The 15379-nt window shown below is 70.9% G+C and carries 13 protein-coding genes; 7 read left to right on the top strand and 6 right to left on the bottom strand.

What is annotated here, in order from left to right; all coding sequences use genetic code 11:
• Positions 1-2: 2 nt before the first annotated feature.
• Both ACFWY5_RS36030 and gabT read right to left on the bottom strand, forming a co-directional pair.
• Complete coding sequence (locus ACFWY5_RS36030) at positions 3-218, bottom strand: hypothetical protein (protein WP_379620494.1); 216 nt, start codon at positions 216-218, stop codon at positions 3-5.
• 177 nt (positions 219-395) lie between these two features.
• Positions 396-1712 carry a 4-aminobutyrate--2-oxoglutarate transaminase gene (gabT, locus tag ACFWY5_RS36025; protein WP_379637318.1) on the bottom strand — a complete coding sequence of 439 codons (1317 nt, stop codon included), beginning with the start codon at positions 1710-1712 and terminating at the stop codon, positions 396-398.
• 119 nt (positions 1713-1831) lie between these two features.
• Here gabT and ACFWY5_RS36020 point away from each other — a divergent pair, with 119 nt between their 5' ends.
• The gene (locus ACFWY5_RS36020) at positions 1832-3199 is read left to right on the top strand and encodes a PucR family transcriptional regulator ligand-binding domain-containing protein (protein WP_379637316.1); all 1368 of its coding nucleotides are present in this window, start codon (positions 1832-1834) and stop codon (positions 3197-3199) included.
• Here the strand turns inward: ACFWY5_RS36020 and ACFWY5_RS36015 are convergent.
• Entirely contained in the window at positions 3189-3821 is a 633-nt protein-coding gene (locus tag ACFWY5_RS36015) for a TetR/AcrR family transcriptional regulator (protein WP_379620500.1), read from the bottom strand. The genes ACFWY5_RS36020 and ACFWY5_RS36015 overlap by 11 nt on opposite strands.
• 361 nt (positions 3822-4182) lie before the next feature.
• On the opposite strand from ACFWY5_RS36015, the gene ACFWY5_RS36010 reads away from it, so the two are divergent.
• The 4 genes from ACFWY5_RS36010 to ACFWY5_RS35995 all read left to right on the top strand — a co-directional run bounded on the left by ACFWY5_RS36010 (position 4183) and on the right by ACFWY5_RS35995 (position 10869).
• Positions 4183-5610: an aldehyde dehydrogenase family protein gene (locus tag ACFWY5_RS36010; RefSeq protein ID WP_379637314.1), complete on the top strand. Its 1428-nt coding sequence runs from the start codon at positions 4183-4185 to the stop codon at positions 5608-5610.
• A gap of 20 nt (positions 5611-5630) precedes the next feature.
• Positions 5631-8468: an NACHT domain-containing protein gene (locus ACFWY5_RS36005; protein ID WP_379620504.1), complete on the top strand. Its 2838-nt coding sequence runs from the start codon at positions 5631-5633 to the stop codon at positions 8466-8468.
• 254 nt (positions 8469-8722) lie between these two features.
• Positions 8723-10252: a B12-binding domain-containing radical SAM protein gene (locus ACFWY5_RS36000; RefSeq protein WP_379637312.1), complete on the top strand. Its 1530-nt coding sequence runs from the start codon at positions 8723-8725 to the stop codon at positions 10250-10252.
• Positions 10252-10869 carry a LysE family translocator gene (locus tag ACFWY5_RS35995; RefSeq protein ID WP_379637310.1) on the top strand — a complete coding sequence of 206 codons (618 nt, stop codon included), beginning with the start codon at positions 10252-10254 and terminating at the stop codon, positions 10867-10869. Before ACFWY5_RS36000 ends, ACFWY5_RS35995 begins: the two co-directional genes overlap by 1 nt.
• A 10-nt stretch (positions 10870-10879) precedes the next feature.
• Here ACFWY5_RS35995 and ACFWY5_RS35990 read toward each other — a convergent pair whose 3' ends face one another.
• Positions 10880-11788, bottom strand: a complete 909-nt coding sequence (locus tag ACFWY5_RS35990; protein ID WP_379637308.1) for an alpha/beta hydrolase family protein — start codon at positions 11786-11788, stop codon at positions 10880-10882.
• Positions 11789-11915: 127 nt separating this feature from the next.
• Here ACFWY5_RS35990 and ACFWY5_RS35985 point away from each other — a divergent pair, with 127 nt between their 5' ends.
• The gene (locus ACFWY5_RS35985; RefSeq protein ID WP_379620512.1) at positions 11916-12491 is read left to right on the top strand and encodes a TetR/AcrR family transcriptional regulator; all 576 of its coding nucleotides are present in this window, start codon (positions 11916-11918) and stop codon (positions 12489-12491) included.
• Positions 12492-12548: 57 nt separating this feature from the next.
• Complete coding sequence (locus tag ACFWY5_RS35980) at positions 12549-13190, top strand: DNA alkylation repair protein (RefSeq protein ID WP_379637343.1); 642 nt, start codon at positions 12549-12551, stop codon at positions 13188-13190.
• A gap of 12 nt (positions 13191-13202) precedes the next feature.
• On the opposite strand, the gene ACFWY5_RS35975 is transcribed toward ACFWY5_RS35980, so the two are convergent.
• Together ACFWY5_RS35975 and ACFWY5_RS35970 are read right to left on the bottom strand one after the other, a co-directional pair.
• Positions 13203-14327 carry a trypsin-like serine peptidase gene (locus ACFWY5_RS35975; protein ID WP_379637306.1) on the bottom strand — a complete coding sequence of 375 codons (1125 nt, stop codon included), beginning with the start codon at positions 14325-14327 and terminating at the stop codon, positions 13203-13205.
• A 55-nt stretch (positions 14328-14382) separates the two neighbouring features.
• The gene (locus ACFWY5_RS35970) at positions 14383-15372 is read right to left on the bottom strand and encodes a trypsin-like serine peptidase (protein WP_379637304.1); all 990 of its coding nucleotides are present in this window, start codon (positions 15370-15372) and stop codon (positions 14383-14385) included.
• Positions 15373-15379 lie beyond the last annotated feature (7 nt).

Here is a 15379-nt window from a genome sequence, read left to right as displayed (position 1 = left end):
CCTCATCGGGCCCGGAAGGCCACCACGGTGGCCAGCGGCGCGGGCCGCAGCGCCTCCGCGCAGTCGTGGCAGGCCAGCACGGCGGTGTCGTCGGGGAAGCGGCCCACCCGCACCCGGGGACGCGGCCACCTCTTGTGGCAGACCACGCAGGCGTCCCCGTCACGCTGGGCCCAGCTCAGGCCGTCAGGGTCGAACGTCGGCATCGAACCCCAGTCCATCACTCTCCCCCAGGCGTTCGCCCACCCCTATACCGGATCCGTTATAGCCCCGGTCGCTCCGCCGATCGGCTAGCGCAGCGTCAAGCTCAGGTGAAATCACTGCCGGGTGGCGTGCGGTACACCAACAAAACAGGGCCATCCCCATCAAGGTGGATGGCCCGTTCTGTGGGGGTTCTTCTAGGAGAACGCCTTTTCCAGGATGCCGAGGCCCTCCTCCAGCAGGTGCTCGGGCATGACCAGCGGCGGCAGGAAACGCAGCACGTTGCCGTAGGTTCCGGCCGTGAGGATGACCAGGCCTTCGGCGTGGCAGCGCTTGACGATCTCCTGGACGGCGGCCGGGTTCGGGTTCTTCGTCCCGGGCTCGACCAGTTCGATGGCGATCATGGCGCCGCGTCCGCGTACGTCGCCGATGATGGGGAAGCGCTCCTGCAGCGCCCTGAGGCGGGGGAGCATGATCTCGCCGATCCGGCGGGCCTTGGCGACCAGGTCGTCCTGCTCGATGGTCTCCAGTACGGCGAGTGCCGCCTCGCAGGCCAGCGGGTTGCCGCCGTACGTGCCGCCGAGGCCGCCCACGTGCACCTTGTCCATGAGCTCGGCGCGGCCGGTGACCGCGGCCAGCGGCAGGCCGCCCGCGATGCCCTTGGCGGTGCAGATGATGTCGGGCACCACGCCCTCGTCCTCACAGGCGAACATGTCCCCGGTACGCGCGAAGCCCGTCTGCACCTCGTCGGCGACGAAGACGATGCCGTTGGCGCGGCAGTACTCCGCGATCCTCGGCAGGAAGCCCTTGGCGGGCTCGATGAAGCCGCCCTCTCCGGCGATCGGCTCGATGACCACGGCGGCCACGTTCTGGGCGCCGACCTGCTTCTCGATCATGTCCACGGCCTGGGCGTACGCCTCGTCGGCCGGGTTCTCGCCGGGCCAGCGGAACGGATAGGCCAGCGGCACCCGGTAGATCTCGGGCGCGTAAGGGCCGAAGCCCTGCTTGTACGGCATGTTCTTGGCCGTCAGGGTCATCGTCAGCAGGGTGCGGCCGTGGTAGCCGTGGTCGAACACCACGACGGCCTGGCGGCCGGTGGCGTAGCGGGCGACCTTGATGGCGTTCTCGACGGCCTCGGCGCCGGAGTTGACCAGGAAGGTGCGCTTCTCGTGCTCGCCTGGGGTGACCTGGTTGAGCTTCTCGCAGACCTCCACGTACGACTCGTACGGCGTGACCATGAAACAGGTGTGGGTGAAGTCGGCCACCTGCTTGCTCACCCGCTCGACCACGCGCGGAGCGGCGTTGCCGACGCTGGTCACGGCGATGCCGGAGCCGAAGTCGATGAGCGAGTTGCCGTCGGCGTCCTCGAGCACGCCCCCGCCCGCGCGCGTCACGAAGACGGGCAGCGTGGTGCCGATGCCGGGGGGCACGGCGGCCTGCTTGCGGGCCAGCAGTTCCTGGGACTTCGGCCCCGGGATGGCGGTGACGAGACGACGCTCCTGCGGAATGCTCATGCTCTTGACGGTACGGCGGGTGATGACCTGCGCCGATACGTCGATATGTCACACTTGAGGGGTCTTAATCTGCCGGACTGGACAAAATGCCGCCTTCTCTGGGAACCGTGGTGCGACGGATGGGCCTTCGGCCCCTGGCCGGGTCGCTGGACTCGGACGTGCGGTGGGTCGCGGTCAGCGAACTCGAGGACCCCACGCCGTTCCTGGAGGGCGCCGAACTGGTGCTGACCACGGGGATGCGGCTGAGCAGCGCAGGCGACTTTCCCGGATATGTCGGGCGGCTGGTGGAGCGGGGCGTCGCGGGGCTGGGGTTCGGGGTCGGGCTGACCCACGACGAGGTTCCGGCCGAGCTGGTGGCCGCCGCTGCCGCCGCCGGGCTGCCGCTGCTGGAGGTGCCCCGCGAGACGCCGTTCATCGCCATCGGCAAGGCCGTCAGCGAACTGCTGGCCGCCGAGCAGTACGAGGAGATCACCCGGGCCTTCGCCGCCCAGGGACGCCTGACCCGGGCGGCGCTCCGGCCCGAGGGGATGCACGCGGTGATCGACCGGTTGGCCAAGGAGGTGGGCGGGTGGGCGGCGCTGGTGTCGGAGACGGGGGAGATCCTGCACGCCACCGCCGGAACACGGACGGACCAGGTGGAGTCAGCGCTTCGGCGCCGGGGCGGGCGGTTTCCGGCGAGTGTGGCCATGTCGGGGCCCGACGGGCAGGTGGTCGTGCAGCCGCTCGGCGGCGGGGCCAGGCCGCGCGGGTTCTTCGCCGTGGGGGCCGGGCAGGCGTTCTCCCCTGTCACGCATACCGTGATCAACGCGGCCGGCTCCCTGCTGACGCTGGCCGTCGAGCAAGGGGGCGCGCACCGGGAGGCCGAGCGGCGGGTGCGCGGCGCCGTACTGGAACTGCTGCTGGCGGGGCAGGAGGGTGCGGCGCGCGCGGTGCTGGCCCCGGTCGGCGCCCACCTGCCGGACGAGCCGGTCGTGGTCCTCGCCGCCGCCCCCGACGCCCTGGACCTCCTCGAACTCCACGGCTTCACCGCCCTCCACGACGGCGCCGCGGTCGCGGTGGTCACCGCGGAGGCGGCCGGCCGGGCCGCCGGGAGGGTGGGGGTGAGCGGACCGGGCCCGTACCGGGACCTGCGCGGCGGGCTCGACCAGGCACGGCGCGCGCTGCAGGCCAGCACGGGCACGCCGGTCCGCTTCGCCGACCTGGCTGGGCAAGGGCTGCTCGCCCTGCTGGATCCCGCCGCCGCCCAGGCGTTCTCGTCCGCGCTGCTCGCCCCCCTCAGCCAGTACGGCTCCCGCGCCGACCTCATCGCGTCCCTGCGCGCCTACCTGGCCAGCAACGGCCACTGGGACGCGGCCGCCCAGCGCCTGGGCATCCACCGCCACACCCTGCGCTACCGGATGAAACGCGTCGCCGAACTCCTCGGCCGCGACCTGGACGACCCGGGGGTGCGCGCGGAGCTCTGGATCGCCCTGGAAGCTACTTGTTGACCAGGTAGCAGCAGATCGTGGCCGTGGTGACCGCCTCGTAGGTGCGGCCGTCGCGCAGGTGACCCGCCCGCTCCAGGCTGATGGCGCCCTGGGCGGCTGCCCAGAGGGCGTCGGCGATCTTCCTGGGCTGGGTCGGGATGAGGTAGCCCTGGGCGATGCAGTCGGAGATCACCCGGTCGAGGATGTTGAGCGCCGCGCGGGCCAGCGTACGGGCGCGCTCGCTGGGCTCGAAGCCGGGGATGGCACGCTCGAACATCAGCGAGTAGTAGCCGGGCTCGGCATGACAGGCCTGGCGGTAGGCGGGGCCGAGCGCGGTGAGGTACTCGAAGGGGTCGCGCCGGTGCGGCACCGCGTCGAGAAAGCGGCGGAACCGCTCGAAGCCCTCCAGGTAAAGCGCCTCGGCCAGGCCCTCCCGGTTGCCGAACATCGTGTAGATGACGGTGGTGGTGCAGCCCGCCTCGGTGGCGATCCTGCGCATGTTCAGGCTTTCCGGGCCGTCGCTGTCGAGCAGGGCGACGGCGACGTCGAGCAGGCGCGAACGCAGCTCGTCCTGCCCGGCCCGCTCGCCCAGAAGGTAGGCACCCTGAAGCCCGAGCGGAGCCGAAGCATGCTGCTCGGTCACGGGGCCCACGCCTTTCTAGCTCGGGGGCCCGCCGCGCTGGAGACCCGCACACGATGACTTAGCCATGGCGGCGATCGTTCAAACCGCTCCACACGGTAAACATCCCGATTTAGTACTACTTCTGTTACACAACGGGTAAACATGAGGGCCACGTGGCAACAGTGACGCCAAGCCCGGGGCGCCGATCAGGGAGCAGGCCTTACCCTGACTTGGGGTTAGAGATCTTACCCATGGCCTGATCGACGCCACCCTCCGAAATGCCGTCCCTCGTCGTGGGTTGTACGTAACGGTGGAGGCCCGGGGTGGGCTTGTGCACCCCGGTGTAAATCACCGATCTTCCTGGTGGCATAACGTCATGGGTATGGACGTGCGTACCTTCTGGCTCGCAGGGCGCCCCGCCACCGGGGACGTCGAGCTCACCGTGACCAATCCCCACGACGGTCGCGAGGTCGGGCGATATTCGGTGCCGACCGCCGCGCAGGTCGAGGAGGCCGTGGCGGCCGCCGCCGCGGTGGCCGGGCAGGCCGCCGCGCTGCCCGTCCACGTGCGCGCCGAAGCCCTGGCCCATGTCTCGCGCCGCCTGGCCGAGCGGGCCGACGAGATCGCCCATCTGATCATGTCGGAGAACGGCAAGCCGATCATGTGGGCCCGCGGCGAGGTCGGCCGGGCCGTCGCCACCTTCCGCTTCGCCGCGGAGGAGACCCGCCGCTGGTCCGGCACCACGCAGCGGCTCGACACCGAGCCCGCCGCCGCCGGCCGGCTCGCCTACGTGACCCGCGTGCCCAAGGGGCCCGTGCTGGCGATCACGCCGTTCAACTTCCCGCTGAACCTCGTCGCCCACAAGGTCGCCCCCGCCATCGCGGTCGGCGCGCCGGTCATCGTCAAGCCGGCGCCCGCGACCCCGCTGTCCTCGCTCGTGCTCGGCGACATCCTGGCCGAGACCGACCTGCCCGAGGGCATGTTCTCCGTGCTCCCCATCGAGAACGAGCGCGCCTCGTCCCTGGTCGACGACCCGCGCCTGCCCGTGGTGTCGTTCACCGGCTCCGCCCCGGTCGGCTACTCCATCGCCGACCAGATCCCGCGCAAGCACGTCACGCTGGAGCTGGGCGGCAACGCGGCCGCCGTTGTACTGGCCGACGCCGACCTCGACTGGGCGGCCCGGCGCATCGCCCTCTTCTCCAACTACCAGGCCGGTCAGAGCTGCATCGCCGTCCAGCGGGTGATCGTCGAGCAGCCCGTGTTCGACGCCTTCGTCGAGCGCCTCCTGCCCGCCGTCGGCGACCTGGTGACCGGTGACCCGGCCGACGAGAAGACCCAGGTGGGCCCGCTGGTCTCGCTGGCCGCCGCCGAGCGCGTCGAGCAGTGGGTCCAGGAGGCCGTCACGAGCGGCGCCCGGCTCCTGGCCGGCGGCACCCGCGACGGCGCCACGGTCGCGCCGACGGTGCTGGCCGACGTCCCGCACGACGCCAAGGTCAACGTCGAGGAGGTCTTCGGCCCGGTCATGATCCTGCAGCGGGCCGCCTCGATCGACGAGGCGTACGCGCTGGTCAACGACTCCAAGTACGGCCTGCAGGCCGGCGTGTTCACCCGGTCGCTGGACGCCGCCTTCCGGGCCAACCGGGAGCTGGAGGTCGGTGGGGTCATCATCGGTGACGTCCCCTCCTACCGGGCCGACCAGATGCCGTACGGCGGGGTGAAGGACTCGGGCATCGGCCGCGAGGGCCTGCACTCGGCGATGGAGGACTACACCTACGAGAAGGTGATGGTTCTGACGGGGCTGACCCTCTAAATCCCGCAATAATCGGCGGCATGGCGAGGGAGTACCGGTACGCCGACGCCGTGCGGTTACTCGGCGGTGACGACCCGGCGGTCAGGGCGCTCGACACGGTTCTCGGGGCCGCCACTCTGGGGCTCTGGGACCTGATCGACGCCAAGGGCGAGCTGATCCGGGTCGGCAACGACCTGCTCGGGCGGTGGCGGGACTGGCGGGCGGGCAAGGAGTGGCGCGGCCGTACGGACCGCATCGAGGCCGCGCACACCATCCTGGTCCTCACCGCGTTCTTCGAGGCGCTGGACGGGATCGAACTGCCGTTCAGCGCCCGTGAGCTGCGGATGAGCAAGACGGAGCAGGTCACGCTGCTGCGCGGGGTGGATCTGGGCAGCCCGGTCTGCCCGTCGCCGCAACTGCCGTTCGAGGAGGCCAAGAGCGTCATCCTCGTGCGGTACGAGCGGCTGCGCGGCGCGCTGCGGAGCTTCGCCGAGGGGCTGAGCCTCTGGGAACGGCTGCAGGAGCACCAGCGGGAGTGGGTCTTCGACAGCTCACTCGCCACGGCGGCCATCCGCAGGTACGAGGACGGCTACCGCCGGCTGGCCCTGGACGTGCCGGAGTTCGGATTCTGGTCGGCGATGGTCGAGCACCAAGCCACCCGGGCACGGCTGGCCGACCTCGAACGGCTGCTCGACGGCCTGGCCCCGGCCCGCGCGCAGGACGCCCGGCTTGCGGCGTTGGGCAACCTGCACCGGGCGGCGCTGCGCCGCCCGGTCGCCGAGACCGGTGACGTGCCCGCCGGGCTGGCACTGCCCAGCCTGGGCGACGCCTACGTCACCCCGCGCTTCCGCTCGGGCCGGCCGGAGCGCGCGGAGGACCCCAGCCAGGAGGCCTGGTGGAGCGAGCGCGAGGTGCGCGACGGCCTGCCGCGTTTCCTCGCCGGCTACCTCACCTCGCCGGAGGCGGGCAGGACGCCGCTCATGGTCCTGGGCCAGCCCGGGGCGGGCAAGTCGGTGCTGACCAAGGTGCTCGCCGCCCGCCTGCCCGCCGACTTCGTGCCCGTCCGGGTGCCGCTGCGCGACGTGGCGGCCGGCGCGGACGTACAGGAACAGATCGAACAGGCCGTCTACCAGCTCAGCGGCGAGCGGCTGCACTGGCCCGACCTGGCGCGGGCGGCCGACGGCGCGCTGCCCGTCGTGATCCTCGACGGCTTCGACGAACTGCTGCAGGCCACCGGCGTGCGGCAGTCCGACTACCTGGCCAAGGTGGCCCGCTTCCAGCAGCGCGAGCTCGACGCGGGGCGCGCCGTCGCGGTGATCGTGACCTCCCGTACGGCGGTGGCCGACCGCGTCGACTACCCCGAGGGCTCGCTGGTGACCCGGCTGGAGCCGTTCGACCTGGAGGAGATCGAGCAGTGGCTGGAGGTGTGGAACCACGCCAACGCCGCCTACTTCGACCAGGCGGGACTGCTGCCGCTGTCCATGGAGGTCGCCCGCGCGCAGCGGAACCTGGCCGAGCAGCCGCTGCTCCTGCTCATGCTGGCTCTCTACGACGCCTACGGCAACGCCCTGCGCAGGAACCTCGCCGACCGCATCGGCGAGGCCGAGCTGTACGAGCGCCTCATGCGTGCCTTCGCCGAGCGGGAACTGGAGAAGAGCCACCCGCGCGAGCGGATCCCGGCCCTGGTCGAGAAGGAACTGCTGCTGCTGGGCATCGTCGCGTTCGCGATGTTCAACCGGGGCCGCCAGTGGGCGACCGCCGCCGAGGTGGACGCCGACCTGGAGGCGCTGCGCCTGTCCGCCCGCCGCCCCACCTCGCTGGCCACCCCGCTGACCGCCGGCGAGCAGGCGTTCGGCCGCTTCTTCTTCGTCCACCAGGCCCAGGCCACCCGCGACGGCGGCGAGATCCTGCAGACCTACGAGTTCCTGCACGCCACGTTCGGCGAGTTCCTGATCGCCCGGCTGGTCGGCAGGCTCCTGGACGACATGCTGGTCCAGGAGTCGCGGCTGGTCGTGGAGGAGGTCAGCGACGGCATGCTCGGCACGCTGCTGTCCTGGTCGACGCTCTCCACGAGGCCGCCCGTGATCACGTTTCTGCGCGAGTCCGCCGACCCGGCCTGGCGCGGGCTGGCCACTCGCCTGTTCGCGCTGGCCGACCTGCGCGACCAGCTCGCCCACCCCGCCTACCGCCCGTGGACCGCCGGGCCCGCCCGCCGCAACGCCTACTACACGGCCAACCTGCTGAAGGTCGCCCTGGCCTGCGACCCCGCCCGCCTCCTCTGGTCCCGAGTACGGCCCGGCCACGAGGACCCCTTCACCGAGTGGCGGCGCTTCGCGCTGCTGTGGCGTTCCCAGCTGGCCAACGAGGAGTGGGACAGCCTGACCAGGGTGGTGCGGGCCGCGTCCGTCGGCGGGGCCGCCGACCTGGAGCTCGCCCTGGACACCGGCTCCACCTGGGATCTCACCCCGATGGACACCTCCTGGATCGCCCCGCCCGACACCGGCGCGTACCTGCGGGCCCGCCAGGGTGTGCTGTTCTCGTTCCTGCCGCACGAGACGCTCTTCCTGCACGCGCTGGAACCCGTGCTCGGCGCCGCCCTGTCCTGGAACGGCGGCAAGTCGCTGCTGCGCGAGATCCTGGAGATTCTGGTCCTGCGCGGCCCGAACGAGGACGGCCGCGCCCGCTCCTACCTGGCGCTGGCCGAGTACGTGCACTACCTCAGCGACCACGTGATCACCGAGGCCGTCATCAGGGCGATCGCCGGGGACATGGCCACGCTGCGGGAGGGCCAGGTGAGCGAGGTGGTCGACGAGGTCTCGCGCGGCTCGATCGCCGGACAGCGGCTGATGAGCCGGATCCTGCGCCTGCATTCCCGCTAATACACCTAGGGCATGGAGGGTGTCAATAGCGAATGACTGCTGTCAACTCTATCTGTCCGGTGCATTGAGCCTGTCCGCGATCGTGAGCGACAGTGAGCGCATGGAGCCGTCGTGGTCGGACAGCCGCGCGCTCTGGCCTGGGGGAAGCCGTTGACCGGGTGAATCGGTCCGGCCTCGATGTGTGTGCCCGCGGGGTTGCCTGCCCGTACTGGCTGGACCGGCACGTCGGCCTGGAACCCGCTGAGAGGTACTCGATGACCAAGAAGGTACAGAGTGTCCTGCTCGTCAACGCCGGCAGCGACGCTGATGTCTCCTCGATCGCGAACGACGGCACGTTCCCCGCACTCGGTGTCGTCTCGCTGGCGACCGTGCTGCGCCGCGACCACCCCGACCTGGACGTGATCGCCGTCGACGGCCAGATCACGCCCATGGCGGAGATCGAACAGCTCGTCAGGGATCTCGGCCCCGACATCCTCGGCGTGGGCGTGCTGGCCACGTCCTACGGCAACGCGCTGCGGCTGGCCGAACTCGGCAAGAACGCCGGGGCCGTCACGGTCTTCGGCAACGACCAGGCCACGGCCATGGCCGAGCGGATCCTGAAGCACCGCGAGGTCGTCGACTACGTGTGCGCCGCCGACGTCGGCGAGTTCGCCCTGTCCGCCCTGGTGAGCGCGGTGAAGGGGGAGCGCCCGATCGACTCCGTGCCCGAACTCCTCTACCGCACGCCCGACGGGCTCGCCCACAACCGCCTGCCGGAGATTCCCCCGGACGTGATCAAGGGCAGCGGAGGCGCGTTCAAGACCATGATCCTGGACGCCATCCCCGTGCCCGACCGCACGTTGATGCCGGACAACAACTGGGAGCGTTACCTGGACAACTACCTGAACCGTTATGGCGGGTTCCACGACGACGAGGAGGTCACCGGCGTCACCACCATGAACCGCGCCCGAGGTTGCGCGCGGGTGAAGGCGCCCTGCCATTTCTGCGGCATCATGGACCTGAGCCTGCGCTTCTCCTCTCCTGAGATGTTCTGGAACGACGTGCGCACCGCTCAGGAGCAGATCTCGGCCTCGATCTTCTACGAGGCGTTCGACAGCATGAGCAGCTCGCCGCGCTGGATCAAGGCCGTGGTCGACGCCAAGCCGGACGACATCGGCGACCCGAAGTTCTTCGTGTACACGCAGGCCGCCGAGACCACCCCGCGCCTGGTCGAGCTCTACCAGAAGCTCGGCGTCTACCGGGTGAACATGGGCCTGGAGGCGGGCGACACCAGAATGCTCAAGGTGCTCAAGGGCCCGCGCGACAGCCTGGAGAACAACCAGCGGGCCTGCCACCTGTTCCAGGACGCCGGAATCCTGATCCACGGCTCGCTGGTCCTGGGCGGACCCGGCGAGAACGCCGAAAGCCTGGAGAACACGGTCAGGTTCGGGCGCTGGCTGATCGACAACGGGATGATGGCCTCGCTGGAAGCCCAGCCGCTCTATCCCGACTTCGGCGCCCTGACCGGCAAATGGATGATGAACCCCGACCTGGCCAGGCAGGTCGCCAAGGAGCGGGGGTTCGAGATCTACGACGAGGAGCTGCTCGACCTCATGCCCGCCAAGTACGGCACGAGCGACATCGTGGACTTCGACGAGGTCTCCAAGGACTGGTGCAAGATCTTCAGCCACTCGACCTGGGACGAGCTCATCGACGCCACCCACTCCATCCGCTCCTACGCCGAGCGCGTCGGCACCGTCACCGGCTCCGGCCGCATCACCCAGGCCACCCTCGGATCGTTCTAGTGCTCTCGCTGCTGGCCGCCACTGTCCTGTCGTGCGCCCTCGTCGTCCTGACCCCCGGTCCGGGCGTGCTGATGGTGCTCCACCTCGGGGCCAGTGGCGGCCGCCGCTCCAGCTTCGTCTTCGTGCTGGGTCACCTGGCCGGTGACCTGATGTGGTCGCTGCTGGCGCTGGTGGCGCTGCGATGGGTGCGGCTGATCTCGCCCGTCTTCTTCGCCGCCCTGACCGTGGCCAGCGCCCTCTACCTGATCTACCTGGGCGTACGGGCCCTGGCCGCCGCGAACACCGAGCAGCGGGCGGCGACCTTCACCGGCCGGCGGGCGATGCTGCAGGGCGCCGCCTTCGGCATGACCAACCCCAAGAGCTACCCGGTGACGCTCGCCGTCTTCACCGCGGTGCTCGGCGACCGCATCGAACTGCTCACCGTGGCCACGATCCCGCTCTTCCTCGCCGCCGGCCTCCTCGGCTGCCTGGCCTCGGGCGCGCTGCTGGCCTGGATCTCGGGCCTTCCCGCGTTGCGGCACGCGTACGGCAGGGCGGCTCCCACGATCAGCCGGCTGGTGGCCCTGGTCTTCTTCGGCTTCGCCGCCTGGTCCCTCATCCACCTGTTTCTTCGGTGATGAACGTGGGCTACTTGCTCCGTAGCGTGCCCAGCGGGTTGGGGTCCTCCTCCAGGGCGGTGGCCGCCGCCTTCCACGCGGTGTCCTCCGGGTAGAGGGCGCTGCGGAGGAAGGCCGTGGTGAGCCGCTGGATCAGCGCGACGCGGGCGGGGTTCTCGTCGGTCGTCTCGGCCACCTCGTAGCCCGCGATGCCGCCGAGCGAGTGCTCCGCCCCGAACAGCGTGAGGAGGCTCTTGTCCGCCGGGCTGTGGAGGAAGGGGTCGACGAACCAGTCAGGTCCGCGGGTGGACAGGTGGGACTGGTCGTTGTCGCCGGCGACGATGAGGGCCGGTGTGGTCATGCCGTCGAAGGACGGCCGCATGAAGGGGAAGTGCTCGGCGGCGAACGGGACCAGGTCGTCGCCCAGGCCGGTCAGCGCGAGCAGTACGCCCGCCTTGACGCGGGGGTCGGACAGGTCCTCGCCGGGGACGCCGGCGGAGTCCAGGACACGCGCGCCCAGCAGCGTGCTCGCCGACTGCGCTCCCCAGGAGTGCCCGGCCACGGCGACGCGGTCGCGGTCGACGCGGCCGGCGAGACCCGGCACCGAGGCTTCGAGGACGTCGAGCTCGTCCAGGACGCGGGTCAGGTCGTTGATGCGGATGCGCCAGATGTCCGGCGTTCTGGGGTCGTCGGCCGGGAGCCCGAGCGTCCTGGAGTCGAGGTGGGTGGGCTGCAGGACGACGAAACCGCTGGCGGCCCAGTGGTCGGCCAGCGGGGCGTAGCCGTTCAGCGACCAGCCGAAGCCGTGCGAGAAGACGACGACGGGCAGGCCGCTGCCGGTGGCGGGGGCCGAGACGCGGACCTGAAGGTCCTCGCCGCGGCCGGGGACGGGCAGGACGACCGGGTGCGCGGATACCACCGTGGTGGTCGGGTGGGACATGGAAGTGCTCTCCATTCGGGTTGGCCGACAGGCCTCTGATCTGCCATCATGAGCGAAACGGAACGCTGCTCCGCTAACAATACGGAACACGGTTCCGCTTTGCAAGTTCCCCTGGAAGGAGTCCGCCGTGAACGACAGCGCGACCGGGTCCAAGCGCAAGGACGCCCGCCGCAACCAGCAGGCCCTGCTGGACGCGGCCGCGGCGGTCTTCGTCTCCGCGGGCGTGGAAGCACCGGTGCGCGACATCGCGGCCAAGGCCGGGGTCGGCATCGGGACGATCTACCGCCACTTCCCCACCCGGGCGGACCTCGTCATCGCCGTGTACCGGCACCAGGTCGACGCCTGCGCGGAAGCCGGACCGGCCCTGCTGGCATCCGGCCCGACCCCGTACGCCGCCCTCGAAAGCTGGGTCGGCCTCTTCGTCGACTTCCTGGTCACCAAGCACGGCCTCGCCGCCGCGATGCGGAACGACGGCACCGGCTTCGAGACCCTGCACGCCTACTTCCTCGACCGCCTGCTGCCGGTCTGCGCCCGGCTCCTCGAAGCCGCCGCCGCCTCCGGTGAGATCCGGTCCGACCTCGACGCGTACCAGCTCATGCGTGGCATCGGAAACCTCTGCGTCGGCGCCGAGACCGACCCTCGTTACGACGCCCGCCGCCTGGTCGCGCTCCTGGTCGCGGGGCTACGCGGGCACGTAGGCTGAGTCCCGCACGTGACGGACGGGAGGTTGTTGGTGGCCGAGACCACGGTGGCCGAGGTGATGGCCGAGCTGGCCGCACTCGAGGACCCGAAGATCCGCGAGGTGAACGAGCGACACGGCGACGACCACGGCGTGAACCTCACCAAGCTGCGCGCGGTCGCCAAGCGGCTGAAGACGCAGCAGGAACTCGCCCGTGAGCTGTGGAAGACGGGCGACACCGCGGCGCGGCTGCTGGCGCTCCTGATCTGCCGCCCGAAGGCGTTCGAGCGCGACGAACTGGACGCCATGATTCGCGACGCGGGCACGCCCAAGGTGCACGACTGGCTCGTGAACTACGTGGTGAAGAAGAACCCGCACGCCGAAGAGCTGCGCGTGGCCTGGTTCGCCGATCCTGATCCGGTCGTGGCGAGCGCGGGCTGGGCACTGACCAGCGAACGCGTGGCGAAGCAGCCCGGCGTCCTCGACCTGGCGGGCCTGCTCGACGTCATCGAGGCGGAGATGAAGGGCGCCCCGGATCGCCTGCAGTGGGCGATGAACCACTGTCTGGCGCAGATCGGGATCGAGCACGCCGAGCACCGCGCCCGTGCCGTCGGCATCGGTGAACGCCTGGAGGTGCTCAAGGACTACCCGACCTCCCCGGGCTGCACGTCCCCGTTCGCGCCCGTCTGGATCGCCGAGATGGTGAGCCGCCAGCACGCCTAGCCGGGCGCGGCTTCAGGCGTTCTGGGCGGTGGTGAAGAGGGCTCGGGCGGAGTCGCCGAAGTAGGGGCCGTACATGGTGCCCTGGTCGTCGGAGTACTTGAAGCTGCTGACCGAGGTCACCGTGCCCTTGCCGGTCGCCGCGTCGAAGCGGGTCAGCCACGGGCCGCCGCTCGATCCCGCGGTCATGTCGCAGCCCAGGCCCTGGTCGCGGGTCTGGCCGTAGGGGTCGTTGCGCAGGCGGCCCGCGCAGTAGAACAGGCGCTCGCCGTCGTACGGGGGGTCGGCCGGGTAGCCGAAGCCGTAGGCCTGGCCGCCCCTGCTGCCGTTGAAGGCGATCTCCTGGGTGCCGACCACATCGGCCACGTGCCTGCCCCGCGAGGTGTTCAGGGCGACCATGCCCACGTCGTAGCTGTCGTCGCCGCTGCGGGACCACGGTCCGGCGACGAACATCCGCCTGGCCGTGTACGCCCCGTACGGCTGCCCCCCGCCCTCCTGGTACCCGGGGACGAACGTCCAGTTGTCCGCCCATTCCCCGGCCCCGTCCTTCACGCAGTGGCCGGCGGTGACGACGACGTCCCGGTTGGCGCTCCTGACGGTGCCCGCTGAGCACACGAAGTCGACGCCGCCCACGGTGAGGAAGACCCGGCCGGTGGTCCTGGACACCAGGCCGCCGGTCACCCAGCGGGAGCCGGAGGTCGTGGCCTGGGGCCTGGCCGACTGGTGCCGGGGAGTCGCGCCGCCCGCCGGCCCGGGGACCGCCGCCTTGCCGGGCAGCTCGCGGGTGACGATCTTGGCAGCGCCCCCGGCCACCTCGGGAGCAGTGCCGACGCCGGACTTGCTGGACAGTCCGCTGAGCAGCCCGCCGTCCTTCATGACGATGCCGAGCAGGTCGATCGGCAGGGCTCCGGCCATGCGCTGAGGTGTCCAGTAGCCGAGCACGCGCCGCTGGTCCGCGGGTGTGCGGGCGGCGACGTGCTCGACGACCTCGGCGCGGGGTGCCGCGCGCTCGACGCTGGTGACGGACGGGCGGTCGGCTGGCTGCTGGGCGGGCGCGAGCGCCGTCGCGCCGATGAGTGCCGGTCCCACCAGTCCCGCGACGAGCGGTGCCGCCGCAAGCAGGGGGGTGCTCAGGGTCATGAACCCCGAGTGTGCACTACGTCGGGTGTTCTTGTGACTACTTTCGGTAAATGCGTCAGAGGGCGTCGGTGCTCTGAGCGGAGTTGTAGACGGCCTGGGCTTCTGCCCCGAAGTATGGGCCGAACATCCAGTTGGGGGCGAAGTTGTATTTGAAGCTGTTGACCGAGTTGAGCGTGCCCAGCCCGGAACTCTCGTTGAAACTCTGGAACCATGGACCGCCGCTCGAACCACCGGTCATGTTACATGTCAGGCCGTGGTCGCGGGAGAGCAGGAAGTCGTCGAAGGTCCGCCCGGCGCAGTAGATCAGCTTCGACCCGTCGTACGGCGCCGCCGCCGGGTAGCCGAACGCGTGCATCTGCACTCTCCGGCCCTGGTTGAAGGAGACGCCCTGCCCGCCCACCACGTCCGTCAGGGTCTTGCCGGACAGGGGCGCGACGACCGCCGCGGCCATGTCGAAGTTGATGTCCTCGCGGGCGTTCCACTGCGGGGTGGTGAGCAGCCTGGTGGCCGGCCAGGTGCCGTGGGGCCGCTGTCCGGCGTTGTAGCCGGGCACGAAGACCCAGTTGGTGTGGAAGGCGCCGCCCATCTTGACGCAGTGCCCGGCGGTGATGACGACGCTCTCGTTGGCGCTGGTCACGGCCGAACCCGAGCAGGAGGCGTTGCGGCCCTGGTAGGTGAAGAAGACCCGGCCGGTGGTCTGCGCGACGGCGCCGCCGCGGGTCCACGGGGCGCCGCCGCTGGCCTGGGCCTGCTGCTGCGGGGTGCCGGTGGGCGGGACGCCCCAGGGGTTGCCCGTGGTGGGCTCGCCGGGGGTGCCGGGCCCGTGCTTGGCGTTGGCCTTGGGCGCGGGGGGAGTGAGCGGCTGCGCGTCCTCCATCTTCTGCGGGGTCCAGTAGGACAGGACCTCGCGCTGCTCGGACTTGCTGTCTGCGGCGGCTTTGGCGGCGGGCTTGGGGCCCGCCGCGGCCTGCGCCGCCCCGGCCGGGAGCAGGAAGCTCCCGGCCGCGAGGGTGACGAGGGAAAGCAGAGCGACTCTGCGGTGCATTACGTAC

Origin of the sequence: Nonomuraea sp. NPDC059007 (assembly GCF_042740555.1) — a bacterium.
Lineage (GTDB): Bacteria > Actinomycetota > Actinomycetes > Streptosporangiales > Streptosporangiaceae > Nonomuraea.
This window is presented reverse-complemented; position numbering and strand designations above follow the sequence as displayed.